Raw genomic sequence first — 26,606 nt, 5'->3', positions numbered from 1 at the left:
AGCCCTATTTCGATTGGATAAGTGATTAGATCTTCCAGCTGGCGAATGCCCCTGCCGGCTCCTTCGCCGTATCGAACCGCTTGCCGAGAAGCGGAGCCAGCTGTTCAAGCTCCTTCAGCAGGTTCGCGAATTGATCCGGGAACAGCGATTGCACGCCGTCGCCCGTCGCCGAGTTGTCCGGGTCCGTATGCATCTCGATGATCAGGCCGTTCGCGCCCGCGGCGACGGATGCCTTCGTCATCGTCTCGACCAGCTCGCGGCGGCCGGTCGCATGGCTAGGGTCCGCGATAACCGGCAAGTGGGACAGCTGCTGAATGACCGGAATGGCCGTCAGGTCGAACGTATTGCGGGTGTACGTCTCGAACGTGCGGATTCCGCGTTCGCACAGCATGACGTTCGGATTGCCGCCGGCCAGGATGTACTCGGCCGCGTTCAGCCATTCGTCGTAGGTTGCGCTGAAACCGCGCTTCAGCAGCACCGGGTTCTTGATCGTGCCTAGCTTGCGTAGCAGATCGAAGTTCTGCATGTTGCGCGTGCCGACCTGCATGATGTCCGCATACTCCGCGCAGATATCGACGAACTCCGGCGCCATGACCTCGGTGATGGTGATGAGGCCGTACTTGTCGCCGGCTTCCTTCATCCACTTCAAGCCTTCGATGCCGATGCCCTGGAAGCTGTACGGTCCCGTGCGAGGCTTGAAGGCGCCTCCGCGCAGAACATGGCCGCCCGCCGCCTTCACCAGGCGAGCGATCTCATCGATCTGTTCCGGCGTCTCGACCGCGCAAGGGCCGCCCATGACGACGAGGTTGTCGCCGCCGATCTTGACGCCCTTCACCTCGATAATCGTGTCGTCCGGGTGGAAGTCCCGGCTCGCGAGCTTGTAAGACTTGGAGATCTTGATGACGTTCTCGACGCCCTTCATCGAACGGATATGCTCCGCCAGATGAGGGTCCGCCTTGCCGATGATTCCGATAACGGTGCGATCCGTGCCGCGAGAGACGTGAGCTTGCACGCCGCCGGCTTCAATCTGGCGAACGATCTCGGCGATGCGCTCATCGGAGATGCTGGGAGAGGTTACGACGATCATAATAAGTTCATCCTCCTGTATTTGGCGATTCTATATTTTAATGCTTATACGCTTCGACGCTTATACGCTTTTAAGTGCTAAAGTAAATATAGCGAAAAAAATGCAGGCTGTCAATGCCTGCTCTATCTTATGTCGGGCAGCTCGGAGGAATGACAATTTCATACGCACGAGGATCGCCTCTTGATCCTTCCTGCTGAAGCTGTTGCGCTCCAATTGATATCCGCCCGCCGATTTATCGGAAGGTGCTGCGCAACCCCCATTCGAAGCTCTAAGGGAAATAACAGCCCTTATTTTCCCGAAAATCGGCTTTTAGAAAATCTAACGGAACCAGAGGCCCTTATTTTATCGTCAACCGCCTAATCGGGCGATAAACCCCCGAATAAGCGTCTCTAATTTCCGTTACAATTTGAAGTCCGTCTTTGGAAGCCGCTAAAGGTCTCTAACTTCCGTTAGAACTAATCGCGCCCTGTTCCCCAGTCCCGATCCAAACATTGCTGATGGGACGCCCCCTGGGAAAGCCTCTCTCCCGCATGCAAACCTTATCCGCCCACCGACATCCGGCGCAGCTTGCGGTTCTCCTTGCGCTTTCTCTTGAAGGCATTGACGCTGTAACGGATCGGGAAGTACAGCAGCAGCGCCAGGAGGGCGCCGTCGATCACGCCGCCGACGATCAGCTTCAGGTTCAGCAGCAGCGCGCGATTGATCCAGCCCGGCAGGAAAGAGAGCTGCACCGAGAAGTTGCTCGGCAGCACCGCTCCGGCTACGTAGGCGTTCAAGAACGACATCGGCACGTAGATGATCTTGCCGAAGACGAAGCCGACAAGCGCGGCCGCCAGGCTGCCCCGGAGCACGAAATTCAGCGGGAAGATCAGCAGGAAGGAAGTGCCGTACGTCGGAAGATTGAACATCTCCACGAACAGGCCGACGGCGAATCCCATCGCGATGACCGCCGCGCCTCCCGGCGCCCGGAGCAGCTTGTAGTATTGGAATTTCATATAACGCCACAACTTGCGAAAACGATTCTTGGGGTTCATGGGAGGTCCCTTTCTATCCGTTCGATTTCGATTGCCCCGCGGCGGATTCCACGACCGGAGCATAAGACAAGCAAGGCCGGAATCTCTGCAGCGTCGCTGGACACCGACAGATTCCGGCTTGAATGACCACCACTCTTATACGGACTTCTCCCTTACGGTCGGCAGCAACTTGTTCATATTAACCGTCCTGCGAATCTCCCAAGTATCGGGATTGGCGGGATCATATTGCTCCAGATACTGAATGACTTCCTTCGTAAGCGGAGTCGGAGTCGACGCGCCGGACGTTACGGCCACCCGTTCGATTCCTTCAAGCCACTCTTGCTTGATCTCCGAGACGTCCGATACCCGGTAGGCGGGAACTCCCGCGATCTCGGACGACACCTGCGCCAGACGGTTCGAATTGTTGCTTCGCGGATCGCCGACGACGATGCACAGCTGCGCCTCGCCGGCGTGACCGGCGACAGCCTCTTGCCTCACCTGGGTAGCCAGGCAAATCTCATTGTGGATCTCCGCGTTCGGGTACGCCTCGAGCAGCCGAGCCATCAGATTCTTGATATCCCATTGAGACATCGTCGTCTGGTTCGTGATAATGATCTTATCCGAATCCAGCTTCAGGGAAGCAATCTCTTCCTCGCGCTCGATCAGATGGACACGCTCGGGAGCGATGCCGATCGCGCCTTCCGGCTCCGGATGACCCTTCTTCCCGATGTAGATGACGTCGTACCCCTCCGCCACCTTCTCCCGGATCAGGTCATGCGTCTTCGTTACGTCCGGACAGGTTGCATCGATGACCGTCAGCCCTTTGTCCTTGGCGCGGCGCCGCACTTCCGGCGAAACTCCGTGAGCCGTGAAAATAACCGTGCCGGATTCGACTTGGTCCAGAATCTCGAGGCGGTTCGGCCCATCCAGCGTAATAATGCCCTCATTCTTGAACGAATCCGTCACGTGGCTGTTATGAACGATCATGCCGAGTATATAGATGGGGCGCGGCAGGTCCTGGTTGCGCGCCGTCTGAAGCGCCAAGACCATGGCATCCACCACGCCGTAACAATAACCTCTAGGAGATATTTTTACGACTTCCATTTTCGTTTAATGCCTGCTTTCCCGCCCATGAAGTGAGAAGCTGGAGCCATCATTCCGACTCCGTCGGGCGTGCTGATGGCTCTATTATATCGTATTCAACCGGTTCGGAAAAGTCGACAGGAAGCCAGACGATAAACTTGGTGCCTTCTCCCACCTTCGTGCGCACTTCCAATGTCGCGTGGTGCATGTCGGCAATCCACTTCGCGATGGACAGGCCGAGGCCGGTTCCCGGCGTTTGCCCGCGCGAGACGTCGACCCGGTAGAAGCGGTCGAAGATATGCGGGACCTCTTCCCGGCTGATTCCGATCCCGGTATCCGCGATCACGAGCGCCACCTTGTCGTCCTTGCGAAGCGCCTCCAGGCGGACTTCGCCAGCCGGCGTGTACTTGAATCCGTTCTCTATGAAAATAAATAGGAGCTGGACGAGATAATCCCGGTTGCCCTGCACCCATACGCCATTAAGCGCATCCAGCGAGCCCACCTTCCATTCCGCTTGGCGAGGGAGGAACACCGCTCTTCGGGCGGCTTCTTCCGCGAGCGGCTTCAGCTCGATCCGCTCTTTCTCCATGACGTACCCGGCATCCGCCCGAGCCAGAGACAGCATGTCGTTCACCAATCGGCTCATCCGGCGGGATTCGTCCGCAATGTCCTTAATGGCTTCCTTGGACAGCTGCTCCTTCTCCTCCGCCGTCAGCCGCGGCGAGCTGGCCATGCGGATGTTCTCTTCCTCTCTTGGTCCGCTTGGTTCGCTTGGTTCGTTCGTACTCGCAATAACGGGACTTTGCCATATTTTCTCCAAGAAATCCACGTTCCCGCGGATCGTCGTTAGAGGGGTCCGCAATTCGTGGGAAGCGTCGGACACGAATCGCCTCTGGGCAATGTTCGTCTCCTCGAGTCCTCGATAGGCTCCCTCGATCCGCTCCAGCATGTGGTTCAGCGTCTGCCGCAGCCTTCCGATCTCATCCTCGCTGTCTCCCGGAATCCGGGTGCTGAGGTCCGAACCGCTCTGAATCCGTTCCGCCGCCTCCGTCACCTGCTCGATCGGCCGAAGCGCCTTGCGGGACAGGAACATTCCGAGAAGGAACGCGACGACCAATCCGGCGAACGAAGTCATGACGAGAATCTGGCGAAGCTTGGCTAGCATGTCGACTTCCTTATTCATCAGCGTTGCGATCTGCATCAAGCCGACAATCTTCCCCGTGCTGATCTGCGCAACCGGTATCTCAAGCACGTAGATGGGCTCGTCTCCGATGGACCTCTGAATATAACGGTAATCAAAGTTTACGGCATCCAACGGAGGGTGGGAGAACTCCCATCCGAGCAGGTTGGTGGTTCCGTCGCTGACGATCCCGTCCGCATTATTGCGGTAGCTGATCAGTTGAGCATAGATCGAGTACCGGTCGAACCGATTGGAAGTCTGAATGATGAGCTGCGAACCGATGGAGTCCGCCTTGATTCCTCTGGCCTCCTGAGACAGTTTGGATTTAAGTTCGGAGAACGCATTATGGGCGACAATGTAATAGACAAACAAACTGAACGCCACCAGAGTAACGGCCAGCAGTCCCGAATACCATAAGGTGAGCCGGAGGCGGATCGACATGATGGATTAGCTGTCCCCTTTCAGAACGTAGCCCGCGCCGCGTACCGTCTGGATCAGGCGCTTGCCGCCATGCTCCTCCAGCTTCTGGCGCAGCATCGCTACGTATACCTCCAATACGTTGGATTCCCCGCTGTAATCGTACCCCCAGATCCGCTCCATGATCTGGTCGCGGGAGAGCACGCGCTTCGGGTTCTGCATGAACAGGTGGAGCAGGTCGAACTCCTTGGCGGTCAGTTCGACGCGCTTGTCGCCGCGGATCGTCTCTCTTCCGTCCACGTCCATGATCAGGTCCTCGAAGCGAAGCTGGTTATTGTCCTCCGCTTGCTCGGGACGGCGCCGAAGCAGCGCGCGAATCCGCGCCATCAGCTCCTCCAGGGCGAACGGCTTGACCAGATAATCGTCTGCGCCGATATCGAGCCCTTTCACGCGGTCCTGCACATCGTCCTTCGCCGTCAGCATCAGTACGGGCGATTGAATGCCCGCTGCCCGCAGGCGCCGGCACACTTCCCAACCGTCCAGCTGCGGCATCATCACGTCAAGCACCACCAGATCGGCGTGCCTCCCCTGCAGAATGCGCAAGCCTTCCGCCCCGTTCGGGGCCGTCGTCACCTCGTACCCTTCGAAGGCCAGGCTTCTTCTCAGCATGGAAGTGATTTTCTCATCGTCATCTATGACTACGATATGGGATCTCATGATTCTCTCCTTCTATTTGGAAGAATGATATCTTTTATTGTATAGAAAGAAGGGCAGCCTTGAAAGACTGCCCTTCTGACTGTTTAGCCGTTCATTATTTCTGGGATTGGGTAGCTTCCTGCTGCTGTTCGAACTCGTTCTTGTCGCCGATCTCGACGGAGATGTCGATCTTCTTGCCGGCTCGAATGACGTTCAGCGTGATCTTGTCGCCCACGTTCTTCTTCTGAATGGCGGCGATCAGCTCTTCGGTGTTCTTGTAGCTCTTGCCGTCGATGCCGGTAATGACGTCGTATTGGCGAAGGTCTCCCTTGTAAGCCGGAGAATTGTACAGGACGTTATAGACGGCTGCGCCGTTGGTGTCGCTGAGGCCGAGCTGTCTGGCCATCGATGCGGACAGATCCTGCAGCGTCGCGCCGATGAACGGAGCCGGCTTCGAAGGAATCTTCGTGTTCGTCTTCAGGTTATCGAGCACCTCGCTGATCGTGCTTGTCGGAATCGCGAAGCCGATGCCCTGCGCTTCGGAGCTGACGGCCGTGTTGATGCCGATAACTTCGCCGTTCAGGTTGAGCAGCGGGCCGCCGGAGTTGCCCGGGTTGATCGAAGCGTCCGTCTGCAGCAGATGCTCGTAGTTGCGCGTGCCGTTCGTATCCTGAATGCTGATCTCGCGCTCGTTCGAGCTCAGGACGCCGACGGTAACGGTATGGTCGAAGCCGTATGGGTTGCCGATCGCCACGACCCAGTCGCCCATGTTCGAGGCGTTGGAATCGCCTAGCTTCAGGGTCGGGAAGCCGCTGCCTTCGATCTTCAGCACGGCAAGGTCAAGATCGTAGCTGGAGCCGAGCACCTTGGCCGTGAACGGCTGATCGTAGCCGTTGACCGTTACGGTTACCTTGCTCGCTCCGTCGATGACGTGCTCGTTCGTCAGGATGTAACCCGTCGAATCGAAGATGAATCCGGAGCCCATGCCCGACTCTTGGAGCGAACCGTCGCTTCCGTTGGAGCCGCCGTTGTTATTGTTGCCGCCCTGTCCGCCTTGTCCTCCCTGATCATCGCCGAAGAATTGGCGGAAGAACGGGTCGTCGAACAGGCTGCTGCCGCCGGAAGACCGCGATTGGACCGAAGTGTACGTCTCGATCTTGACGACCGCCGGGCTGGCTTGCTCGAAGATCTTGGAGATGTTGTTCGGCCTTACCAGGTCCGTCGAGTTGCTTACCGTATTCGCTTTGGTCGCCGGCGATTGAGTCGCCGAAGCAGCGGAGCTCGTGACCGAGTTCACACCCGAGAACCAGTTGCCCCGGTCCGCCGCGAACATCAGGCCGCCTACCGCGACGACGCCTACCATGAAGGAGGCGAATACCGCGCGAAGCGAGGTGCCCTTGCGCCGAGGCGGCGCTTCCCAGTTACGTCCGCCGCCGGAGACGGTGAACGGTCTCGGTTCCCTGTTCGCGGGGACCAGCTCCGGCCGCGCGCTTCCGTTGCCCGAATCGGAACCTCCGGAAGAGCCGTTTCCGCCCGAGAACGGGCCGTACGTGTACGAGCTATTCGACGAGTTCGAATAGCCGGAGCCGTTCGAGCTCGATTCCGCCGTTCTCGGTTGGTTATCCGTCTGGGAGGAATACGGGGTATAGATCGTCTCTCCTTCGTCTTGACCGGATACGTTCACCGCGAAATCCGCCTTCTCCGCATCCGCTTCCTTATTGTCGTGGCCGTCGCCGGCATATCTGAATCCGTATAGATCTTCCGGTTTCTTGTCGTTGTTATCCATCGTCCAGTCCTCCTCGTTATCCACGCGGCTTCGGAATCGCCTAGCGTGCGTCAACTTCTTCTTGATCCTATAATCGCCTCTCAACCTTAAAACAAGATTAATCCAAAGTGAACAATATCTAAAAGATGAACGGAAGATGAACAATCGCTCTCAAGCGGACGCTCGTACAAGCTTAAATAACAGAACCCTCCGGAGGGCCCGGAGGGCGAACTCAAACTTCGCATGCTTTACGCCGGATAAATCCGCTCGACCTCTCGCAGCCGTGCCTGGGCCGCTTCCACCCATCTCGGCTCGATGCTCGCGTCCGGATCGACCGGATCCTGGAACTGGTCGAACATCGCCCCTAAAGTTCTGGGCTGCGCTTCCGAGTCAAGTCCTTCGTTGTACAAGTGCTTCAATACATAGGGTTCTTCGAAGCGTATTCTCGCGTGGTTGTCTTCGGTCTCGCTGTCCACGCTGCCGCTCGTCACGCGAAAAGGAAGCCGAAGCCACACTTTGTTCGCTTCATCGAGCGCGCAATCGAAGGAGCCGCGATCGTAATCCCAAGAACCGCCGAGAGAGAAGCCCTTCTCCGCTAGAGCGCTCTGCGCCTGAACGAAATCCTGCACATGGGAGGTTAAACGCGAAGTCAATGGAATCATGGGGAATCCCCCTTTTATTCCTTATCGTTGCCGGATTCCTCCGCTTTTATCCATCTCTTAGCGGGCCCAGCCCTTCCGGTGGGCATAAATCGCCAGCTGCGTCCGGTCCTCCGCGTCGCACTTCATTAATAGATTGCTGACGTGCGTCTTGACGGTCTTGATGCTGATATGAAGCTCGTCGCCGATCTCCTTGTTGGACTTTCCTTCCGCGATCAAGAGCAGCACCTCCCGCTCCCGGTCCGTCAGCCCTTCTTCCTCATGGTTCAAGGAGCGCTGGCGCAAGCCTCTCGTCAGCGCCTGGGACACCTCCGAGCTCATGACCGGCATGCTGCGCAAGGCGCCTTGCATCGCATAGATCAATTCATCCGCCGATACGGTCTTAAGCACGTAGCTGACGGCCCCGGCTTCCATCGCTTCAAGAACCTTGTCATCCTCGAGGAAGCTCGTCAGGATGATGATTCTCAGCTCGGGGTGTTTGGCCAGCAGCGCCTTGGTCGCTTCAACGCCGTTCATCTCGGGCATCATCAGATCCATCAGGATCAGCTGCGGCATCTGGCCGCCAAAGCCTCCGTTCGCCAGCTTCGATACCGCTTCCGCTCCGCTGCCCGCTTCCCCGATGATCTCGAATCTCGAATCTAGCATCAGATAAGTGCGCAGCCCGGTCCTCACCATCTCGTGATCGTCTACGATAAGCACCTTGCACGTTGTCGATTCCGCGTTCATTGCTTCTATCTCCTCCATGAATCCGATTAGAAATTCGGAAAACGAACCCGCACCCTTGTGCCCGTGCCCGGCTTCGTTACGATCTCCGCCTCTCCGCCAAGCTTCTCCGCTCTCTCGCGCATGCTGGTCAGCCCATATGATCCTGCCCTCACCTGCTCCGAAGTGAAGCCCGATCCGTCATCTTCGATCTGAAGGACGATCTGGCTCTCCGTCTCGCCAAGGATAAGCCGAACCTCGCTCGCCTTGGCATGCTTGACGACGTTCGCCATCGCCTCCTGCATGATAAGGAAGAGCTGATGCTCCTTGGCTTCCGAGATCGGTCGATTCACCTGAATGTCGAGCGTTCCCTGGAGGCCGTTCTGCCGGCAGAAATCCGGGAACCAGCGATCGAGAGCTTCCGTCAGGGAGCGGCCTTGGAGCTCCATCGGCCGAAGCTGCGCGATTAGCCCCCGCATCTGCTTCTGCGCGGAGGAGGACATCTCGATGAGCTGCTCCATGACCTTGCCGCCGTGCTCCGGGTTCCGCTCGACCAGCTTCGGCAGGGCGGACGCCGCCATATGGAGAGCGAAGAGCTGCTGGCTGACCGTGTCGTGCAGGTCTCTCGCCAGTCTCTTGCGTTCCTCTTGAACGGCCGCCTCGAGCGGAGGAGCTTCCTCCAATACCTTCTTCTCTCCCAACTGCTGAAGAAGCTTCATCCTCGTCTCCAGCTTATCGAGCATGTAATTGAATTCCTGGAAGGTCTCGCCGAACGCATCCCTCGATAAATCCGGCAGCCGCACGCTCCAATTGCTGGACGCGGCTTCCTTCATGGCGAGCTGCAGCTGATCCAGCCTGCGATGGATTCTCCTTCCCAACATATAAGCAACGGCGACATCGGCAACCCAGAGAGCGGCCGCCCAGCCTCCCCACCAATCGATGTTCGGGACGCTGCCGCGGATCGTCGTCCATGCCGCATAAACCAACCCGATCATGAATGCCGTAGACACGCCGGCGTATACCGCCCACTCCCACTTGCTGTTGCGCATGAGACGCATCATCTGGTTACCCTACCTTCTTGATTCGAACGTCGCCGATAAAGGTGCTGACAATGATGACGATCCGTTTCGCCGTGTCTTCGAATTGAGGGGACTGCAGGTTGATTTGGTTAAAAAATCCGCCTCGCTTCTGCTCCATCACCGTCACGTCTCCGATCAAGCTGCTCGATACGACACGGACCCCGACGGAGAAGTCGTTCGGAACGAACACCTTCACGTCTCCGATAAACGACGAAACGTAGATTCTCGTTTCTCCGACCGGAATCTGGGCCCGAGTCAGGTCTAGCTTCGTGTCTCCGATAAAGTGAGAGATGCTCATCGGACGCAGCTCGAAGTAATCGCTTCCGATGTCGAAGTCGCCGATAAACCGGGAATGGCTCCCGCGGCGGTTCGAACCGTCCCAATGGCCATGCCAATGGTGGCCATGGTGATGTTCCTTCCAATACCTGTGCTTCAAATTCGAGTCGTATCGGGAACCCGGCGCGTCGAACGGAACCTCTTCGAACTTCGTTCCTCTCGGCTGCTCGTGCTTAGACCCTCTCGGCTCTTTGAATCGGGGCTCTCCGGACTCTTCGAACTTCAGCTCTTCCGGTTCTTCGAATTTCGGCTTCTCCGGTTGCCCGAACGCTTTCTCCCATTCCGGCGGTTCCGGAGCCGGCGGCGGGCCTCTGTCGATCGGAGGCTCCGAAGGCGGCGCCGGCGGCGGATTCACGGTGTTCCATTGCGGCTCGGCCTCTTGCTTCTTCTTCGGGCGCGCTCCGCGGGCTATCAGATTGAGGCCGACAAGAATAAGGACGACGGGACCGATAAAGCGAAGCAGGTCATGCAGCTCCCAGTCGATCCACTCCAGATTGCGGGCAAGGAAAAACAAGGCTAGCAAAATAAGCAGCGGATTCCAACAGTAGCCCCCTTTTCTCTGCAGGAGCATTCCCTGGAACCCTACCAATATAAGGATGACCGGCCAATAGGTCGAGAACAGCTCTCCGATATCGATCGAGATGACTCCTGCCTGGTTAAGCAAGAAGACGCACCCGATTCCGACGAGCACGATTCCCCAGAATACCCGATGCAGCAAGGATTGCATAATGATTCCTCCGTAAGCAAACTTAGTCGCGTTAGTTCTCTTCTAATATCTACATTATAGCGGCTTTGTCACCATTGACCTAGCGGCGCGGGTTGGATGCACGCTTCCGTCTCGAGACCGAGGAACCGCTATACATGTCAGATGTAACGTATACTAACAATCTTCGTTGACATCGTTAACTTCCCACTATATAATGAGTCCGGTTTACGAGTTCTCATGTTAGGTTTCTACATTTTCCTCTCGGAGTTGAGCGCATGAAGCTAATAGAGGTCTCCAATGGTTTGGATACGGTGTGGGTTGTGCTGACAGCCGCGATGATTCTGCTGATGGAAGGCGGCTTCGCCTTGCTTGAAGCGGGCTTCGTCCGACAGAAGAACGCCGTAAGCATCATCATGAAGGTGTTCGTCGACATTGCCTTCGGCGCCCTTGTCTTCTATCTGATCGGCTTCGGCCTTATGCACGGCCGCGATCTCGGCAGCTTTATGGGATCGTCCGGCTTCCTCATGAAGGGCAGCTTGGATCATTTGCCAACAAACATTACATCCGATACCTTCTGGCTGTTTCAATGCGCCTTCGTTATCGCCGTTATCTCCATCGTTTCCGGCGCGGCCGCCGAACGGATTCATTTTCGCGCCTATATCCTGTACACCATCGTCATGACAGGCTTGATTTATCCGATCTCGGGCCATTGGATCTGGTCCGGGGAAGGCTGGTTGGCCAAGCTGGGCATGATCGATTTCGCCGGCTCCGCGGCCATCCACGCTCTTGGAGGCTTCGCCGCGCTTGCCGCCACCCTCTTCCTTGGGCCGCGCCTCGGCCGCTTCGGCTCCGACGGCAAGATCAACATCGTCCCCCCGTCCAACCTTCCTCTCGCATCCGTGGGAGCTTTTATCCTCTGGTTCGGCTGGTTCGGCTTCAACTCCGGCAGTACCCTCAGCGCGACGAACCCGGGAATCGGTCATATCGCCGTCACTACCATGCTAGCGTCGGCGGCCGGATGCGCCGCGTGCATCCTATTCACCATTCTCCGTTACCAGAAAGCCGACCCTCCGATGGTGATCAACGGAGCGCTGGCCGGTCTCGTCGGCATTACGGCCGGCTGCGCCTTCGTCTCCGACGCGGCTGCCATCGGCATCGGAGCCTTCTCCGGGATCGCCATGGTTCTGGCTTCCGAATGGCTGGAGAAGCGCAAGGTGGACGACCCCGTAGGCGCGTTCGCCGTTCACGGCGTCAGCGGGAGCATCGGAACGCTGGCCGTCGGCCTCTTCGCTCTGCCGGGAACTACCGCTCGCGCCGGGCTGTTCCACGGAGGCGGCTGGCATCTCCTGGGCGCCCAGGCACTCGGACTTATGGTCGTCGCCGCCTGGGGTTTCGGCCTGACCTGGCTCGCCCTTCGCCTGATCAACGCGTGGCGCCCGGTCCGCGTGACGGCGGACGAGGAGCGGATCGGCCTCGACGTCGCCCTTCACGGCGTTCCGGCTTACAGCAAGGACAAGGATTTTATCGATGTGGACGAGCTTCGCAATCCTTCTTCTTAAAGGCGAATACTCAAAAGAAAAAGCCTGGGATCCAAGCGCTCTTAACGAGTCTTCGATCTCAGGCTTCTTTATATGTCCGGTCCGTTATTCCGACAGGGTGACCGGCAGCGTTCCCTCTATCATCGCTTGGAGACGCTCGACCTCTTCGCGAAGCAAACGCACTCTCTCCTTCGGTTTCTTGACGTAATGAATGTACTCTACGGCAAGGTGGTGATCCGGCTTGCGTCCCGTCAGCATCCGGCGAAGCGGAGACATCGTCCGATAGGCTTGCTCTTCTCTCTGAACGCGCCGCTCGTACCGGTCAACCATCTGCTCGATCTCGCCGATCTCCGCCTCCTTCTTCTCGATCAGGGATTCCAGGAAGGAGAAGACCTCCGCGTTCTTCCGTTTGGAAGACGGAGTCGCGACTGTTGAACTTACCGGCTCATTCATGAACGATCACCTATCTATCCTTGTTAGCATTTGTGACAACTACACATATTGTACAGGATAAAAATAGGATTGAGAATGGCTATGTCAGGTTATTTTCATGAAATTGCGATATCGATCCCGATTACCCCGTTGATCCGGCCCATTTGGTCCTTAATCGGCACCGAAACCGTCAAGCAAGGCTTCTTCGTTATGGCAGATAAGTACACATCGGAGATGAAGACCTCCCCGTTCATCGCTCGTTTCCACCAATCCCTGCCCTTGGCGTTAAGAAGCCCGGCCTCCGGCTGCGAGAAGACGAAGCTGCCGTCCTCCCGATTCGACCAGATCGCTTCCAGCCCTTCCGTCTTCCTTAGCAGGGAACCTAACGTCAGCCGATGCTCCTCCTCCAGAAGCTCCGCCAAGGATGGATTCCGTTCCAGCAGTCCGGTGAGCAAGGACGTCCAAGGAGCCGTATCGACCTCTCCCTCCGCCGCCAGAACTCGCCCGCCGGCCTTCTGCACGGAGGCAGCCAGCTCATCGGCGGACTGCTTGACCGAGACGGAGACGCGGCCAAGCTTCGCGATCGCCTTGCGCTGCTGTTCGTTCTGCTGCAGGGTATCGTCCACGCCTCGCACCATCTGCCCGACGGATTCCACGACTTCCTTCAGCATTTCGTTCGCCGAGCTTGTCCGGTCCGTCTGTTCGACAGCCGCCGCAAGCGTCTTGCCGACTTGGGCGTCCACCTTCACGATATGGTTGAAGATCGAGTCCATCCGGTCCCGGGTAAGCTTCATCTCCTCCAGACCTTTGGAGACGGAGCTCTTCTCCTGATCGACGGACGCAACCACTTGACGGATGCCGTTCTCGATATCCTTCACGATCGTCGTCGAGCGCTTGACCGCGCTGCCGCTCTGCTCGGCCAGCTTGCGAATCTCCTGGGCGACTACCGAGAAGCCTAGGCCGTATTCGCCCGCATGAGCCGCTTCTATCGCAGCGTTAAGAGCAAGCAGCGAGGTCTGGGAGACGATCTCCTGAATCAGCGAGTTGATCTCGTTGATTCTGGAAGCTTGGTCGATCAGGCTGCGTACCGTCTCTTCCATCGTCCCGTGATGAACGGACAAGTCGTTCATCACTTCGTCCGTATGAGTTAACGAGCGCGCCACCTCGATAACGACGTCCCGGGCTTCCCGGCTCTGGGCGCTCATCTCTTCCGAGATCACGCGAATCTCTTCGGAGGAAGCCGATACCTCCTGCAGAGCCGAGAACGCTTCCTCCAGCTGCCCGGAAGCCAAGCGGCTCTTGTCCCGAAGCCGCTCTTCCTGCTCGGCGGAACGGCTGGCGATCAGCTCGAGCTGCCCCATGCTGGAATCGACCTCGGCAACGGCGGCCTGCAGGCGATCGGAGATGACCGAAGCTTCCTCAACCATGTGCTTGAGGGAACTCTCTTCCCCCGATTCGGATGCGGGGACCGCAGCGTCCGACGCTTGAATCCGAATGACGTTGCCGCGGTCTCGAATCCACTTCTGCCATTGCGCCATAAGGCACCTCCAGATCGTCTGAATTACCCGTTTTTTGTCATATTTTCTCATTATAAGCCCAACATCTGCAAAATAAAAGAGGAACCGCGGGGTTCCTCTCGTTCTCGCAGGGGCGCGATCCATCCGTAAAGATATCCGGTTGATCGATGGCCGAATCCGCGTTTATTCGGTTTATTCTTATTCCTCGCCGATCGCATTCGCAGGGAGAAAAATCGTTATGTAGGCCCGTTGTCTTCCTTAAGCTGCTCTTTTATTCTCTCCTTCTCCCGGTGAATCCGAGACTTGATCGTTCCTACCGGCATCTCGAAGGCTGCGGCAATCTCGGCGTCCCGGAACCCGTAATAGAATTTGTATAAGAGCAAGGTACGGGAGACCGGATCCAATCGCCCGAGCAGATCCGACAATTCCGTGAGCAGTTCGGGATCGTCATCGATCCGTCCCTTGGCCGGCCGTTCCGGTACGCTGTCATCGTATGGGGCATGCCTAGTCGAGCGGCTTCTCCCCGCCCGATTGGCATTGGAAGCCAAGTTGGACACGATAGTCTTCGCCCAAGGAATGAGCTTGTCCTCGTCTCTTAGCGTGTCCTTCTTCTCCAGGATGCGCACCCAAGCTTCTTGAACGATATCCACGGCGTCGTTCTTGCGGATGAGCTTGTGCCTGGCGACTCGCAGCATCTGCTTGTAGAGCTCCTGAAGGAGCTCCTCTTCAGAGTCCATGCTGCCGGAAGAATCTAAATCTCGAAGGAAGAACTTCATTCGGAGAGGTCACTCCTCGGAGTAACATATTAATCTTCCACAATTGTAGCATAGTCTCAATAAAAAGAGAATATTTGACATATAATAGGAATATATCGACAGACTCGTCTCAACCGGATGTCGGGTTCTCCGAATTCGGGACAATGACCTCGCTTATGCTGTCCAGCATCGATTCCGTGATCTTGCCGCTGCCCTTCTTGATGACCCTAACGTCGACGGTCTTCTTGCCCCACTCCTGGAACACTTGGCGCTTGGAGGGGAAATACAGATCGATCTTCCTGCCTTTGATCTTGGAACCCGTGTCGGCAACGACGCCGTAACCGTACCCCGGGATAAACAAAATCGTACCGATGGGAAAAAGCTTCGGATCGGCTGCGATCGTCGACAACTTGCCGCGCCTCACCTTGACTCCCGAATAAGTGATCCCGTATTGCGGATGGCCCGGACGCTTGCCCGTGGATTCCACTCCCGCCGTGTAGCCCGTTGCCACGACCCGGATAATCTCCTCCTGCCGCTTCTCCCGGCTCGCAGAAGCCCCTCGCCTCTCGGCAGCTTTGGGCGCTTGCTTCGAACGCTCCGATTCCTTCTTCTGCGCTTGCGCATGGATCTCCCGAGGCGGATGCTTGCCGTCCGGCGTCCCCGCGGCATAGGCCTGCGCTTCCGCCGGGCCGACCAGCGCGAGCATGGCGGACAGGAGCATCATTCCTCGAACGTATCGGCTGGAAAAAGGCAAAAAGCTTGCTGGCATCTTAGCACACTCCCCTGAGAGGAAGGGTACCCAGAGCCAACAAGCTTTATGCGGAACGGAATAAGCTGTCCGTTAGTCTACGCGCTTCGAAGCGATCTCTCCCGTGATGCGGGCGATGAAGTCCGAGGCCGCTTGCGCGCCCAGGTCTCCTTCGCCGCGCCGGCGGACGGAGACGGTGCCGTTAGCGGCCTCGTTCTCGCCGACGACCAGCATGTAAGGGATCTTCTCCAGCTGGGCTTCGCGAATCTTATAGCCCATCTTCTCGTTGCGAAGGTCGGCTTCCGCGCGAACTCCGGCCGCGAGGAGCTTGTCGTTCAGCTCGCGAGCGTAATCTTCGTATGCCAGGCTGACCGGAATAACCTTCGCTTGCAGCGGGGACAGCCAAACCGGAAGAGCGCCGGCGAAGTTCTCCAGCAGGAAGGCCGTGAAGCGCTCCATCGTGCTGATGATGCCGCGGTGGATAACGACCGGACGATGCTTCTTGCCGTCGTCTCCGACATATTCCAGCTCGAAGCGTTCCGGCAGGAGCACGTCGATCTGCGCCGTGGAGAGCGTTTCTTCCTTGCCGAGAGCCGTCTTGACTTGAACGTCCAGCTTCGGACCGTAGAAGGCCGCTTCGCCTTCCGCTTCGAAGAACGGAAGTCCCAGCTCCTCGACAACCTCGCGCAGCATGCGCTGGGAAGTCTCCCACATGTTGTCGTCCGGCCAGTACTTCTCCTTGTCCTGCGGATCGCGATAAGACAAGCGGAAGCGGTATTCCTTGATGCCGAAGTCCTCGTATACTTGTTGGATCAGTTGAACGACCCGCTTGAATTCTTCCTTGATCTGATCCAGACGGCAGAAGATGTGGGAATCGTTGAGCGTCATCGCGCGAACGCGGTGCAAGCCCGTCAGGGCGCCGGACATCTCGTAGCGATGCATCATGCCGAGCTCGGCGATTCGGATCGGCAGGTCGCGGTAGCTGCGCATCTCGCTCTTGTACACCATCATGTGGTGAGGACAGTTCATCGGACGAAGCACAAGCTCTTCGTTATCCATCTGCATCGGCGGGAACATGTCTTCCTGGTAATGCTCCCAATGGCCTGAAGTTTTGTAAAGCTCGACGTTAGCGAGTACCGGCGTGTAGACGTGCAGGTAACCCAGCTTCTCCTCGAGATCGACGATGTAACGTTCGAGGGTGCGGCGTACCTTGGCTCCGTTCGGCAGCCAGAGCGGAAGGCCTTGGCCGACTTCGCGGGAGAACGCGAACATGTTCAGTTCCTTGCCCAGCTTGCGGTGGTCGCGCTTCTTCGCTTCCTCGAGGAAGTGAAGGTGCTCATCCAACTGAGCCTTCTTCGCGAACGCCGTGCCGTAAATCCGCTGCAGCATCTTGTTCTTGCTGTCCCCGCGCCAGTAAGCCCCCGCGACGCTCAGCAGTTTGAACGCCTTGATGCGGCCCGTGGAAGGAAGGTGCGGCCCGCGGCACAGATCGAAGAACTCGCCTTGGTCGTAGATCGTGATCGTCGAGCCTTCCGGCAATCCTTCGATCAGCTCCAGCTTCAGCGGATCTCCTACTTCCTCGAAGATCCGGATGGCTTCTTCGCGGCTGACGACGCGGCGCACGATCGGAAGATCTTCCTTGACGATCTTCTCCATCTCTTTCTCGATGCTTGCCAGATCTTCCGGAGTGATCGATTGCTCCAGATCGATGTCGTAGTAGAAGCCGTCCTCGATGACCGGACCGATGCCCAGCTTCACCTTGCTGCCGCCGAACAGACGCTTGATCGCCTGAGCCATCAAGTGGGCCGAGCTGTGGCGCATTACTTCGAGACCTTCCGGCGAATCGAGCGTCAGGATCTCGAGGGAGCTGTCTTCTTCGATAGCCGTGTTCAGATCGACGACCTTGCCGTTTACCTTGCCTGCGACGGCGTTCTTCTTCAGTCCGCTGCTGATGGAGCCCGCGATATCTTCTACCGTCGATCCTTGCGGGAACTCTCGAACGGCTCCATCGGGGAATTTGATTTGCAGTGCCATGCTGTTTGGCCTCCTTGAATGGTTTACCTTGATCGGGAAGGACAATCGGCAAGGGACGAGCGCGGGCCTTATAACGCAAAAAAGCACCCGTCCCCGCAGGGACGAGCGCTTGGATTGATCGCATCTCGTGGTTCCACCCTTATTCAATCGGATACGGCTCAATCTCCGCATGGAAGAAAGAAGTTCCGATTCTCAGGCATGAGTAACGGTCATGACCCGGCAAGGCTTACTGATCCGACAAGCGGAATCGCGTTCGGCCTTGCAGCTCGAAAGGGGTAGATGCAGGTCGGTATCGGAAGGAACTTGCAGCCGGGGTTCCTCTCTCTGGGCCGTCCATAACGAGCATCGTTGTCTTTCTCATCGCTGTTGGTTATATCCCCGGAGCATGCTCCAGGTTCAATCAAGGTTAATTAACGGCATTATAACGCTTGCTTGACTGAATCGTCAAGTCGGCATATCCGGACATAAAGCGGCCCTCTCTCCGAAAATGCCCAGAATGGTGCGAATAACCTGAGCTTCCGGATCGGTCGTGTGAATGTAGAGATATCGCGGAGAAGCGGCAAGCAGCCGACTGACAAGCAGGCTTTCCTCTTCCTGATCGTCACGCTCTGTCGGCGGCTCCTCTTCCAGCGCCGGATCGCCCGCCGCCTCCGCTTCCTTCTCCAAAGGACGCATCTTCTCGTCAAGCAGCTTAAAGGCATGTCCTCCGGAGTGGAGAACGTGGACGGCCGGCACCCGGACTTCCTGCCACTCCACCATGCTTTGAAGCAACGACATGAATTCCTGGTATTGGCGCTCCATGATTCGCTCTTCGATCGTCGTCTCCGCCGCTTCCTTGACCTCGTCCTGATACTCCTTCATACGGAACCGAAGGAAGCCGTCGAGATGGATAAAGCCGTTCTCCAACATGAAGTCGGCGAAAGGCTGCCCCCAGCGCTTGATTCTGCGCGACCGCCCCCATCCAGCCAAGTCGGGTTCGAAATCCGTCTCCCCGTCAAGCAAAGCGATCGCTTCCGAGATCATGACGTCGGCCTCCACCTGATCGCCGCGCGGGCCGTACTTCTTATGCATCCATTGCCGCAGCAGGCAAGGTTCCCTCTCAGACACGATAAACTCGGCCAGCGCAATGCCCGTTCTGGCGCAGAAATCCTCTCTTCCCTTCTCGATGGTCAAGCTGCAGCGAACGCGGTTATCCTCCGGCGATACTTCCCAAGGACCTTCTCCCCGGCTCCCGGACAATCCCGCGAAAGATTGGTTCAGCATGGCAGCCAATCGTTCGGATGAATCGCGGCAGGAACCCGTATCGATCGTCCACTCATCCTTCTTCACCTGATCACCCCCGGCGTCTCCTTTACTTACTATATGGTGACCGAAAAAGGGATATACGATCGACAATTCGATATGGTATATTTTATAAATCGACAACAAGCGCCAATGGTACTCCAGGCAAATTCTGCTCATTCATTTGAGGAATGCGAGGCCAACCAATGATGGCATTTCCCCATGTCGAACAGGATCAGAACCAGCTGAACCGATATGTCTTGTCCGTACTCGGTTCCGTCATGCTCCTCTCTCTTGCCATCGAGATTTACATCCTGATCTTCTACATCGAGGATTCCGTCTCTTTCCTGATACAGGAAGTGCTGAAGCCGACCGCCTTGCTCTCCGCCGTGCTCTTCGTCGCCGCGCTTGCCGTTTACAAGCTGCAGAAGAATCAGGAGTTTATCCTCCTCTCTTCCGCGACCTTGATGATCGACATTCTGATCGTCAGCCACACCCCCGTTCCTTTCCTGTTAATCTCCCTTCACTTGCCCGTTCTGCTCAGTCTGATCTATTACCATCTTCCCAAACTGCTTTATGCCATTCTCAACTCCGCCGTCTCCCTGGTCGTTCTTCTGATCTTCAATTCCGATATTCGGCAGCATATTCGTTCGGACACTCTTCTCGGAATCCTCATTACTCTTCTCATCTTCAATATCGTCGCCATTGCGGTCCTCAGAAGGGCCAGAGCGCTATATGATTACTACATCGACGACAAGAACCGCGAAGGTTCGAGACTTCTGGAAAATTATCTGGAGGATCTGCGCAGCAAGACCGATCCGTTGACCGGCGCCTGCAACCATACCGCCTTCCACCTTCACCTGGAACAGATGGTCCGTCAGAGCGACTCGGGACTCATGCCGCTCTACCTGGCCTTTATCGATATCGATAACTTCTCGGGAATCAACGAATGCTACGGGCATAGGCAAGGGGACGAGGTTCTCCGCTCGATCTCGAATATCCTCGCTTCGCGTCTCGGACCTCATGATACGGCAGCCCGGTACGAAGGCGATAAATTCGCGATCCAATTCCTTCGGCCATCCAGCCAAGAAGCGTTCGACTCAATGGAGAACCTCCGCAAGAGGATCGAGAAGCTTCGCCTTCCCGGTATGGACGAAGGGAAAGTTACGATCAGCATCGGCCTCATCCCCTACGCCGCCGGTCTGGGCAAGACCGAGCTGATCGGCAATGCCGACCGAGCTTTGGCCGAGGCGAAGTCCAAGGGCAAGAACCGAACCGCGATCTCGTCTTCGCTGCACGCAATGGATGTCTAAATGATGATGGTAAGGTTAATATGCATAATAAAAAGGCGGCATCGGGTGGATTGAAACTGCATCCCGATGCCGCCTTTATTGAGATATAGATTAGTTCTGCATGACGAAATCCTTGGCGATCTTCTCGTTCTCGTCGTCAAACACCTTGAGAATGTTATACTGCGTATCGCGCTGGGCAGGAATGCGTCCCGCTTCGCGAATCAGCTTCAGACACAGCTCGATATTGACCTTGTGCGTCGTGCCCGCCGCGGAGACGACGTTCTCCTCCATCATCGTGCTCCCGAAGTCGTTCGCGCCGTATGTCAGAGACAGCTTGCCGATCTCCGGTCCCATGGTTACCCAGCTGGATTGGAAGTTCGGAATGTTATCGAGAGCGATCCGGCTGATCGCCAGCGTCTTCAGGTATTCCTCCGGCGTCGCTTTCTCGCGCTTCATGTTGGTATTATCCGGCTGGAATGTCCAAGGAATAAAGGCAAGGAAGCCTTTGGACGGATAACCGTTCTGAATGCACTCGTCCTGCGCCTCGCGGATCCGCAGGAGATGCAGCGCGCGTTCCTCCATCGATTCCCCGAACCCGATCACCATCGTACCGGTCGTCGTCATGCCTTCCTTGTGAGCCGCCGTCATGACGTCCATCCAATCGCGCCAAGAGCCTTTAAGCCGGCTGATCTTCTTGCGCGTGCGGTCGTCCAGAATCTCCGCTCCGCCGCCGGGCAGGGAATCGAGGCCCGCCTCGTGAATCTGGCGCACGACTTCCTCCAGCGTCAAGCCGTCGGAGACGTCGACCATCTTGCGAATCTCCGCCGGGGAGAACGAATGCATCGTGATGTTCGGGAACCTGGCTTTGATCTTCCTCAGCAGGTCCGTGTAATAGGAGAACGGCAGGTTCGGATTCGTTCCGCCTTGCATGAGAATCTCCGTGCCGCCCACGTCTACCGTCTCTTGAATCTTCTGCAGGATCGCTTCGTCGGGAAGCACGTAGCCCTGCTCCGAGCCCGGCGCGCGGTAGAAAGCGCAGAACCGGCAATAGACGTCGCAGATATTCGTATAGTTCACGTTGCGCCCCACCACGAAGGTCGTGATCGGCTCCGGATGCCACTTCTTCATGATCTCGTTGGCGGTCCTGCCCATCTTCTCGATCTCGTCGCTCTCGAACAAGGCGATTATCTCCTCTTGCCCGAGGCGTTCGCCGCGCAGCGCCTGTTCCAAAATACGATCGATTCCACTCATCGTCTTGCTCCTCTCCGGTTGCCCAGTTATGTATCGTTAAACCTGTCATTGCTTATGGTAGCATAAAAAGACCGCCGCAGTCACCTAGGAGGCGACTTGATCGCGGCGGTACTGGATACGTTGTTTGGTTTCTTGGAAGACATGGCGTTCATGCTCATGCAGAAGCACGTTCGGTCTGGCGAAGTAATAGCCCTGCCCCATACCGACGTTCAATCGGAACAGCACGTCCGCTTCCTCCTCGCGTTCGACGCCCTCCGCCACGACCTCGCAGCTCATCTCTCCGGCCGCCGTCACGATCGCCTTCAATAGGCTTTCCTTGACCGAGATCCGATCGACGTGTTGGATGACGGAACGATCGATCTTGATCAGTTCGGGAGCCATCTCGCCGATCCACTGGAGGCTCGAATAACCTGCTCCCATATCGTCCACCGCGAAGCGGAATCCGTGGCTGCGGAAGGATTTAAGAATGGCCAGCATCTTCTCGAAGTCCTCCACGGCATGCCTCTCGGTAATCTCGAAGATAATCTGCCGTGGAGAAAGCGAAGGATGACGCGACAGGCATTCCAGAACATGCTCGAGGAAGGCCGGATTGTTAAGCGTTACCGCTGTGATGTTCAGGAAGACGGGCTCCTGAATCTTCCGCGTGGCCACTTCCTCCAACGCAAGCTTCACGACCATGAATTCCAGTCGGCCAAGCTGCTTGCTCTGGCTGGCGAACTGGAACAGCTCGTCCGGACGGTGGAAGATGCTCCCTACGGGGCCTCGCGTCAGAATCTCCCAGCCGAAGACGTCCCCGTTCTTCAAGTTCATGATCGGCTGAGCGAGCACCGAGATGTCGCGATTCTGAAGGATCTGCTCCAGCAGGCGTCTCGCCGCGATGACCTGCGGAGATAATTGGCGGGTCGCAAGAGCCAGGGCGAAACGGTAGGACTCCTGCAGCAGCTCTCCGTTCGTCATTCCTTCCTGATAGGAAGCCGACAGCGGAACGTAGCTTCCGGTTAAAGGAATGTTCGCGTTCATTCCTTTGACGCAGCTGACTTTCGATTCGACGGAGAGCCGGAGAGACTCCAATCTATGGTAGAGCGCGGCCGGAATGAATTCCGTGCCGGCATGGCGCTCCCCCTTGATAATCATAACGAATTCTTGCGGGCCGAATTGATCCATCCCGATGATCTCGGAATCGTCCCATTGCGCGCCGGCCAAGGAAGACAAGCTTCTTCTCGTCTCCAGCTTCAGATAAGGCTGAAGCGCCTTGAACGGAACGTGATGCGATTCCGGGCAGTCCCATCGAAATAACGCAAGATAACATAAATCGCCGCGATTCAGATGTTTGTCCAGCATAGCCTCGATTGGCTTGCGGAGAGTGAAGTCGGGCGGGAATATTCGGAGCGAACGGTCGGTCATCAACAGTTTGGCACCGATAAGAAGTCGATCCAAGAAACCGCGTACTCTCACAACAGATCAGCCACCCTCGTCATGTAACCGCACCGTCATTGTAACATGAATGAAAGAGATCTGAATAGAATATCTTGACAATTTGCGGCGAATTAAATGTCGAGAGCTTGGGCTAAATCGCGAATCAAATCGTCAACATCTTCCAATCCGACCGAATACCGGACGAGTCCGTCCGTAATGCCTCGCGCCAGCCTCACCTCGCGCGGCATGGCGGCATGGGACATCATCGCCGGGTAAGAGAGAATGCTCTCGACCGCGCCTAGGCTTACGGCCACGATCGGCAGCTTCACTTTGCCCAGCAGCTTGCGGGCGCGTTCTCCGCTGCCCACATCGAAGGATACGACGGCTCCGAAGCCTTTGGACTGCTTCGCATGGATTTCGCGGCGCGGGTGATCGTCGAGTCCGGGATAATAAACTTTCTCGACGCCGGGGTGATCTTGCAGCCAAGCGGCCAGCTTCGCGGCGCTCTTCTCGCTTCCTTCCATGCGCACTTGCAGCGTCTTCATGCCTCTCATGAGCAGCCAGCTCTCCTGCGCGCTCAGCACGGTGCCGAGGCCGTTCTGGAGCTGCTTCACGCGGCGGCCCAACGCTTCGTCCGCCGTGACGACGAGGCCCGCGAGCACGTCGCTGTGCCCGCCGAGGAACTTGGTGGCGCTATGGATGACGATATCGACGCCAAGCTCGATCGGACGTTGATGATAAGGGGTCATGAACGTATTGTCCAGCATGGTCAGCAGGCCATGCTCCTTCGCCCAAGACGCGATCTCGGCGATGTCCGTGATCTTGAGCGTCGGGTTGGAAGGGGTCTCCATGAATACGGCCTTCGTATTCGGTTGAAGAGCCTGCTTCACTTGCTCGAAGTCCGTCATGTCCACGAAGGTCGAATCGATGTTCAGTCGATTAAGCACCGTCGTCAGGAGACGATAGGTTCCGCCGTATACGTCTTCGGTCACGATCACATGGTCGCCCGCCGACAGCAGCAGGAACGACGTCGAGATCGCCGCCATGCCGGAAGCGAACGCGAAGCCGCGCGCGCCTCCCTCCAGGAGGGCGATATAGTTCTCCAACGCTTCGCGCGTCGGGTTGCCCGAGCGGCTGTAGTCGTGCGCCGGAGGGTTGTCCAGATCGAAGTGATGGAAGGTCGACGCCTGGTAGATCGGAACGCTCGAAGCGCCGGTCGCCTTGTCGATCTCGCCTCCGAAGTGGATCAGCTTGGTCGAGAATTGCTTGTCTTCATGGGCCATGGGGTTACGCCTCCTTGATTTCTTGCAGAGCCGCGTCAATGGCTGCGCCCAGGTCTGCGATCAAATCTTCGATGTGCTCGATGCCGACGGAGAACCGCAGCAGGCGGTCGTCTACGCCGACCTTCTTGCGAATCTCGATCGGAATGTCCGCATGCGTCTGAACCGCAGGGTAGGTCAGCAAGGATTCGACGCCGCCCAAGCTCTCGGCGAAGGCGATCAGCTTCAGGTGGCGCAGGATCGGCTCAACCGTGCGGGCGTCCTTCATGCGGAAGGAGAAGATCCCCGTGTTGCCGGAAGCCTGGCGCTTCTGGATCTCATAGCCCGGGTGATGAGGCAATCCGGGATGATAGACTTCTTCAACGGCCGGGTGTGCCTTCAGCCACTCGGCCACCTTGATGGAGTTGTATTCATGCCGCTCCATGCGCAGCGCGAGCGTCTTCATTCCTCTCATTAACAGGTAAGAATCCTGAGGCCCGAGTACCGCTCCCAAGGAATTATGCAGGAAGGCCACTTGCTTGGTCAGCTCTTCGCCCTTGGTCATGATCAACCCCGCGAGAACGTCGTTATGCCCGCCCAAGTACTTCGTCGCGCTATGGATGACGATGTCCGCCCCGAGATCCAGCGGCCGTTGCAGGAACGGCGTCAGTAGCGTGTTGTCCACGATGGTCAGGTAACCCTTGGCCTTGGCCCAAGATGCCACCTTCTCGATGTCCGTGATCATCATCAGCGGATTCGTCGGCGTCTCGATCAGAACCGCCTTGGTGCCGCCTTGACAAAGTTCTTCCATCGCTTCGATATCGTTGGTATCCACATAAGAAGCGGTTATCCCGTAGCGGGACAGAATCTGCTCCAGCAGACGGTAAGTGCCGCCGTACAGGTCCAGCGAGACGATCAAGTGATCGCCTTGGCCGAACAGCGCGAAGATCGTCGTGAGCGCGGCCATGCCGGAGCTGCAGGCGAAGCCTCCGTCCGCATTCTCGAGATCGGCTGCGGCTTTCTCCAACACCGAACGGGTCGGGCTCTTTGTCCTGGAATAATCGAATCCCGTGCTCTGGCCGAGACGCGGGTGGCGGAACGCCGTCGAGTGATAGACCGGGAAGTTGACGGCTCCCGTATTAGGATCCTCTTGGGACCCGATTTGGGCTAAGCGGCTTTCAATGTTCATGGGTGGTTGTCCTCCTGCACTCGGCTTTATAAGGAATATCAAATACTCGCTTGGTTAGATGCCTGCTCCCATATCCAGATCATATGGCGTCGCTTGGTACACATAATAATTCAGCCAGTTGGAGAACAGCAGATTGGCGTGCGCCCTCCAGCTCGACAGCGGCATTTTGCTCGGATCATTTCCCGGAAAATAATTCTTGGGAACGTCGATACGCAAGCCCTTGGCTTTATCCCGGTCATACTCCCACTTGAGGGTAAGGGGATCGTATTCCGAATGGCCCGTAACGAAGATTTGCCGCCCGTCCTTGGTTGCCGCAAGATAGACGCCGGCCTCCTCCGATTCGGACAGAATCTCAAGCTCAGGCACCTTCTCGATATCTTCGCGGCGCACCTCGGTATGTCGGGATTGCGGCACGTAGAACATTTCGTCGAAGCCCCTGAGAAGAGGAACGTTCCGCTTCTCGATCGTATGAGGGAACACTCCGAACAGCTTGCTGTCGAGGTCGACCTTCGGAATTCCGAAATGATGGAACAGCCCGGCTTGAGCCCCCCAACAAATATGGAAAGTCGAAGTGACGTTCTTCTTGCTCCAGTTCATGATCGTCTGAAGCTCATCCCAATAGTTGACTTCCTCGAACGGCAGCTGCTCGACGGGCGCGCCGGTAATGATCATTCCGTCATATCGCTGATGGGCGATCTCGTCGAACGTCTTATAGAATGCCTCGAGATGCTCCACGGACGTATTCTTCGAAGTGTGCGTCTTGGGATGGATGAGCACCACTTCCACCTGCAGAGGCGTATTCCCGATCAGGCGAAGCAGCTGCGTCTCCGTCGTCTCCTTCGTCGGCATCAAATTTAAGATCGCGATGCGTAGCGGCCGAATATCCTGACGATAGGCCACACTCTCATCCATGACGAATATATTTTCTTCCGCCAGTATTTCCCTGGCAGGCAACGAATCCGGCACTTTAATCGGCATGCCTATAACCCCCTTCTGTCTTTGGCCATCCGGAACCGTGCGCGAATGATGCAAGCCTCAAACGCTCTCGGTTCGGCGATTTACGGGCGCTAAGGAAGCTTAGCGCGGGTTGTTCGGAATCGGATCGACATGAGCTTAGTCCGTCCGAATAACCTAAAAAGACCCTTCTGATGAGAAGGGTCGCCGCAGGTAT

Annotated in this window: 23 protein-coding genes; 2 read left to right on the top strand and 21 right to left on the bottom strand. The window is 57.0% G+C overall.

From position 1 onward, the window contains the following. Positions 1-25 precede the first annotated feature (25 nt). The 10 genes from aroF to liaF all read right to left on the bottom strand — a co-directional run bounded on the left by aroF (position 26) and on the right by liaF (position 10,744). The gene (gene aroF, locus ELR57_RS19525) at positions 26-1,087 is read right to left on the bottom strand and encodes a 3-deoxy-7-phosphoheptulonate synthase (RefSeq protein ID WP_126960760.1); all 1,062 of its coding nucleotides are present in this window, start codon (positions 1,085-1,087) and stop codon (positions 26-28) included. A 539-nt stretch (positions 1,088-1,626) separates the two neighbouring features. Further along, entirely contained in the window at positions 1,627-2,121 is a 495-nt protein-coding gene (locus tag ELR57_RS19520) for a DUF2062 domain-containing protein (protein WP_238162609.1), read from the bottom strand. Between the two features lie 135 nt (positions 2,122-2,256). Then, entirely contained in the window at positions 2,257-3,204 is a 948-nt protein-coding gene (locus tag ELR57_RS19515; protein ID WP_126960759.1) for a 4-hydroxy-3-methylbut-2-enyl diphosphate reductase, read from the bottom strand. Positions 3,205-3,253: 49 nt separating this feature from the next. Next, positions 3,254-4,804: a sensor histidine kinase gene (locus ELR57_RS19510; RefSeq protein ID WP_126960758.1), complete on the bottom strand. Its 1,551-nt coding sequence runs from the start codon at positions 4,802-4,804 to the stop codon at positions 3,254-3,256. 6 nt (positions 4,805-4,810) lie between these two features. Further along, complete coding sequence (locus ELR57_RS19505) at positions 4,811-5,497, bottom strand: response regulator transcription factor (protein ID WP_126960757.1); 687 nt, start codon at positions 5,495-5,497, stop codon at positions 4,811-4,813. Positions 5,498-5,591: 94 nt separating this feature from the next. Then, positions 5,592-7,262 (bottom strand): S1C family serine protease, encoded by a 1,671-nt coding sequence (locus ELR57_RS19500; protein WP_126960756.1) that lies wholly within the window; start codon positions 7,260-7,262, stop codon positions 5,592-5,594. 227 nt (positions 7,263-7,489) lie between these two features. Further along, complete coding sequence (locus ELR57_RS19495; RefSeq protein WP_126960755.1) at positions 7,490-7,903, bottom strand: YugN family protein; 414 nt, start codon at positions 7,901-7,903, stop codon at positions 7,490-7,492. Between the two features lie 57 nt (positions 7,904-7,960). Further along, complete coding sequence (locus tag ELR57_RS19490) at positions 7,961-8,626, bottom strand: response regulator (RefSeq protein WP_126960754.1); 666 nt, start codon at positions 8,624-8,626, stop codon at positions 7,961-7,963. A gap of 26 nt (positions 8,627-8,652) precedes the next feature. Beyond that, positions 8,653-9,663 (bottom strand): HAMP domain-containing sensor histidine kinase, encoded by a 1,011-nt coding sequence (locus ELR57_RS19485; RefSeq protein ID WP_370452306.1) that lies wholly within the window; start codon positions 9,661-9,663, stop codon positions 8,653-8,655. 4 nt (positions 9,664-9,667) lie between these two features. Continuing rightward, positions 9,668-10,744: a cell wall-active antibiotics response protein LiaF gene (gene liaF, locus ELR57_RS19480; RefSeq protein ID WP_126960753.1), complete on the bottom strand. Its 1,077-nt coding sequence runs from the start codon at positions 10,742-10,744 to the stop codon at positions 9,668-9,670. 254 nt (positions 10,745-10,998) lie between these two features. On the opposite strand from liaF, the gene ELR57_RS19475 reads away from it, so the two are divergent. Next, positions 10,999-12,282, top strand: a complete 1,284-nt coding sequence (locus ELR57_RS19475; protein ID WP_126960752.1) for an ammonium transporter — start codon at positions 10,999-11,001, stop codon at positions 12,280-12,282. 84 nt (positions 12,283-12,366) lie between these two features. Here ELR57_RS19475 and ELR57_RS19470 read toward each other — a convergent pair whose 3' ends face one another. The 6 genes from ELR57_RS19470 to ELR57_RS19445 all read right to left on the bottom strand — a co-directional run bounded on the left by ELR57_RS19470 (position 12,367) and on the right by ELR57_RS19445 (position 19,076). Next, on the bottom strand, positions 12,367-12,714 hold the full coding sequence (locus ELR57_RS19470; protein ID WP_126960751.1) for a hypothetical protein: 348 nt from the start codon (positions 12,712-12,714) through the stop codon (positions 12,367-12,369). 95 nt (positions 12,715-12,809) lie between these two features. Further along, a complete protein-coding gene (locus ELR57_RS19465) occupies positions 12,810-14,231 on the bottom strand; it encodes a methyl-accepting chemotaxis protein (protein WP_126960750.1) in 1,422 nt (473 codons plus the stop codon). Positions 14,232-14,446: 215 nt separating this feature from the next. Beyond that, the gene (locus ELR57_RS19460) at positions 14,447-14,986 is read right to left on the bottom strand and encodes an RNA polymerase sigma factor (RefSeq protein WP_126960749.1); all 540 of its coding nucleotides are present in this window, start codon (positions 14,984-14,986) and stop codon (positions 14,447-14,449) included. Positions 14,987-15,095: 109 nt separating this feature from the next. Beyond that, positions 15,096-15,734: a 3D domain-containing protein gene (locus tag ELR57_RS28545; RefSeq protein WP_305038237.1), complete on the bottom strand. Its 639-nt coding sequence runs from the start codon at positions 15,732-15,734 to the stop codon at positions 15,096-15,098. Positions 15,735-15,806: 72 nt separating this feature from the next. Next, positions 15,807-17,747, bottom strand: coding sequence for a threonine--tRNA ligase (gene thrS, locus ELR57_RS19450; protein ID WP_126960748.1), 1,941 nt, complete (start codon positions 17,745-17,747; stop codon positions 15,807-15,809). A 444-nt stretch (positions 17,748-18,191) separates the two neighbouring features. Then, positions 18,192-19,076: a putative sporulation protein YtxC gene (locus ELR57_RS19445; RefSeq protein WP_158630082.1), complete on the bottom strand. Its 885-nt coding sequence runs from the start codon at positions 19,074-19,076 to the stop codon at positions 18,192-18,194. Between the two features lie 158 nt (positions 19,077-19,234). On the opposite strand from ELR57_RS19445, the gene ELR57_RS19440 reads away from it, so the two are divergent. Then, positions 19,235-20,341, top strand: a complete 1,107-nt coding sequence (locus ELR57_RS19440; protein ID WP_158630081.1) for a GGDEF domain-containing protein — start codon at positions 19,235-19,237, stop codon at positions 20,339-20,341. A 90-nt stretch (positions 20,342-20,431) separates the two neighbouring features. Here ELR57_RS19440 and mqnC read toward each other — a convergent pair whose 3' ends face one another. The 5 genes from mqnC to metA form a co-directional block, all read right to left on the bottom strand. Beyond that, a complete protein-coding gene (gene mqnC, locus ELR57_RS19435; RefSeq protein WP_126960745.1) occupies positions 20,432-21,571 on the bottom strand; it encodes a cyclic dehypoxanthinyl futalosine synthase in 1,140 nt (379 codons plus the stop codon). An 84-nt stretch (positions 21,572-21,655) separates the two neighbouring features. Further along, on the bottom strand, positions 21,656-23,026 hold the full coding sequence (locus ELR57_RS19430) for an EAL domain-containing protein (protein ID WP_158630080.1): 1,371 nt from the start codon (positions 23,024-23,026) through the stop codon (positions 21,656-21,658). Positions 23,027-23,118: 92 nt separating this feature from the next. Then, positions 23,119-24,270 carry a trans-sulfuration enzyme family protein gene (locus ELR57_RS19425; RefSeq protein ID WP_126960743.1) on the bottom strand — a complete coding sequence of 384 codons (1,152 nt, stop codon included), beginning with the start codon at positions 24,268-24,270 and terminating at the stop codon, positions 23,119-23,121. A 4-nt stretch (positions 24,271-24,274) separates the two neighbouring features. Next, on the bottom strand, positions 24,275-25,435 hold the full coding sequence (locus ELR57_RS19420; RefSeq protein WP_126960742.1) for a trans-sulfuration enzyme family protein: 1,161 nt from the start codon (positions 25,433-25,435) through the stop codon (positions 24,275-24,277). Positions 25,436-25,489: 54 nt separating this feature from the next. After that, a complete protein-coding gene (gene metA, locus ELR57_RS19415) occupies positions 25,490-26,413 on the bottom strand; it encodes a homoserine O-acetyltransferase MetA (protein WP_126960741.1) in 924 nt (307 codons plus the stop codon). Between the last annotated feature and the right edge of the window lie 193 nt (positions 26,414-26,606).

It is taken from the genome of Cohnella sp. AR92 (assembly GCF_003990975.1).
GTDB lineage: Bacteria > Bacillota > Bacilli > Paenibacillales > Paenibacillaceae > Cohnella.
Note: the sequence above shows the minus strand (reverse complement) of the source record. Positions and strands in the feature narration are given on the sequence as shown.

What these genes read in the sequence shown, in the direction of transcription:
- aroF (WP_126960760.1), bottom strand. Translation starts at nt 1,087, where the DNA reads ATGATCGTCGTAACCTCTCCCAGCATCTCCGATGAGCGCATCGCCGAG.
- ELR57_RS19520 (WP_238162609.1), bottom strand. Translation starts at nt 2,121, where the DNA reads ATGAACCCCAAGAATCGTTTTCGCAAGTTGTGGCGTTATATGAAATTC.
- ELR57_RS19515 (WP_126960759.1), bottom strand. Translation starts at nt 3,204, where the DNA reads ATGGAAGTCGTAAAAATATCTCCTAGAGGTTATTGTTACGGCGTGGTG.
- ELR57_RS19510 (WP_126960758.1), bottom strand. Translation starts at nt 4,804, where the DNA reads ATGTCGATCCGCCTCCGGCTCACCTTATGGTATTCGGGACTGCTGGCC.
- ELR57_RS19505 (WP_126960757.1), bottom strand. Translation starts at nt 5,497, where the DNA reads ATGAGATCCCATATCGTAGTCATAGATGACGATGAGAAAATCACTTCC.
- ELR57_RS19500 (WP_126960756.1), bottom strand. Translation starts at nt 7,262, where the DNA reads ATGGATAACAACGACAAGAAACCGGAAGATCTATACGGATTCAGATAT.
- ELR57_RS19495 (WP_126960755.1), bottom strand. Translation starts at nt 7,903, where the DNA reads ATGATTCCATTGACTTCGCGTTTAACCTCCCATGTGCAGGATTTCGTT.
- ELR57_RS19490 (WP_126960754.1), bottom strand. Translation starts at nt 8,626, where the DNA reads ATGAACGCGGAATCGACAACGTGCAAGGTGCTTATCGTAGACGATCAC.
- ELR57_RS19485 (WP_370452306.1), bottom strand. Translation starts at nt 9,663, where the DNA reads ATGATGCGTCTCATGCGCAACAGCAAGTGGGAGTGGGCGGTATACGCC.
- liaF (WP_126960753.1), bottom strand. Translation starts at nt 10,744, where the DNA reads ATGCAATCCTTGCTGCATCGGGTATTCTGGGGAATCGTGCTCGTCGGA.
- ELR57_RS19475 (WP_126960752.1), top strand. Translation starts at nt 10,999, where the DNA reads ATGAAGCTAATAGAGGTCTCCAATGGTTTGGATACGGTGTGGGTTGTG.
- ELR57_RS19470 (WP_126960751.1), bottom strand. Translation starts at nt 12,714, where the DNA reads ATGAATGAGCCGGTAAGTTCAACAGTCGCGACTCCGTCTTCCAAACGG.
- ELR57_RS19465 (WP_126960750.1), bottom strand. Translation starts at nt 14,231, where the DNA reads ATGGCGCAATGGCAGAAGTGGATTCGAGACCGCGGCAACGTCATTCGG.
- ELR57_RS19460 (WP_126960749.1), bottom strand. Translation starts at nt 14,986, where the DNA reads ATGAAGTTCTTCCTTCGAGATTTAGATTCTTCCGGCAGCATGGACTCT.
- ELR57_RS28545 (WP_305038237.1), bottom strand. Translation starts at nt 15,734, where the DNA reads ATGCCAGCAAGCTTTTTGCCTTTTTCCAGCCGATACGTTCGAGGAATG.
- thrS (WP_126960748.1), bottom strand. Translation starts at nt 17,747, where the DNA reads ATGGCACTGCAAATCAAATTCCCCGATGGAGCCGTTCGAGAGTTCCCG.
- ELR57_RS19440 (WP_158630081.1), top strand. Translation starts at nt 19,235, where the DNA reads ATGATGGCATTTCCCCATGTCGAACAGGATCAGAACCAGCTGAACCGA.
- mqnC (WP_126960745.1), bottom strand. Translation starts at nt 21,571, where the DNA reads ATGAGTGGAATCGATCGTATTTTGGAACAGGCGCTGCGCGGCGAACGC.
- ELR57_RS19425 (WP_126960743.1), bottom strand. Translation starts at nt 24,270, where the DNA reads ATGGCCCATGAAGACAAGCAATTCTCGACCAAGCTGATCCACTTCGGA.
- ELR57_RS19420 (WP_126960742.1), bottom strand. Translation starts at nt 25,435, where the DNA reads ATGAACATTGAAAGCCGCTTAGCCCAAATCGGGTCCCAAGAGGATCCT.
- metA (WP_126960741.1), bottom strand. Translation starts at nt 26,413, where the DNA reads ATGCCGATTAAAGTGCCGGATTCGTTGCCTGCCAGGGAAATACTGGCG.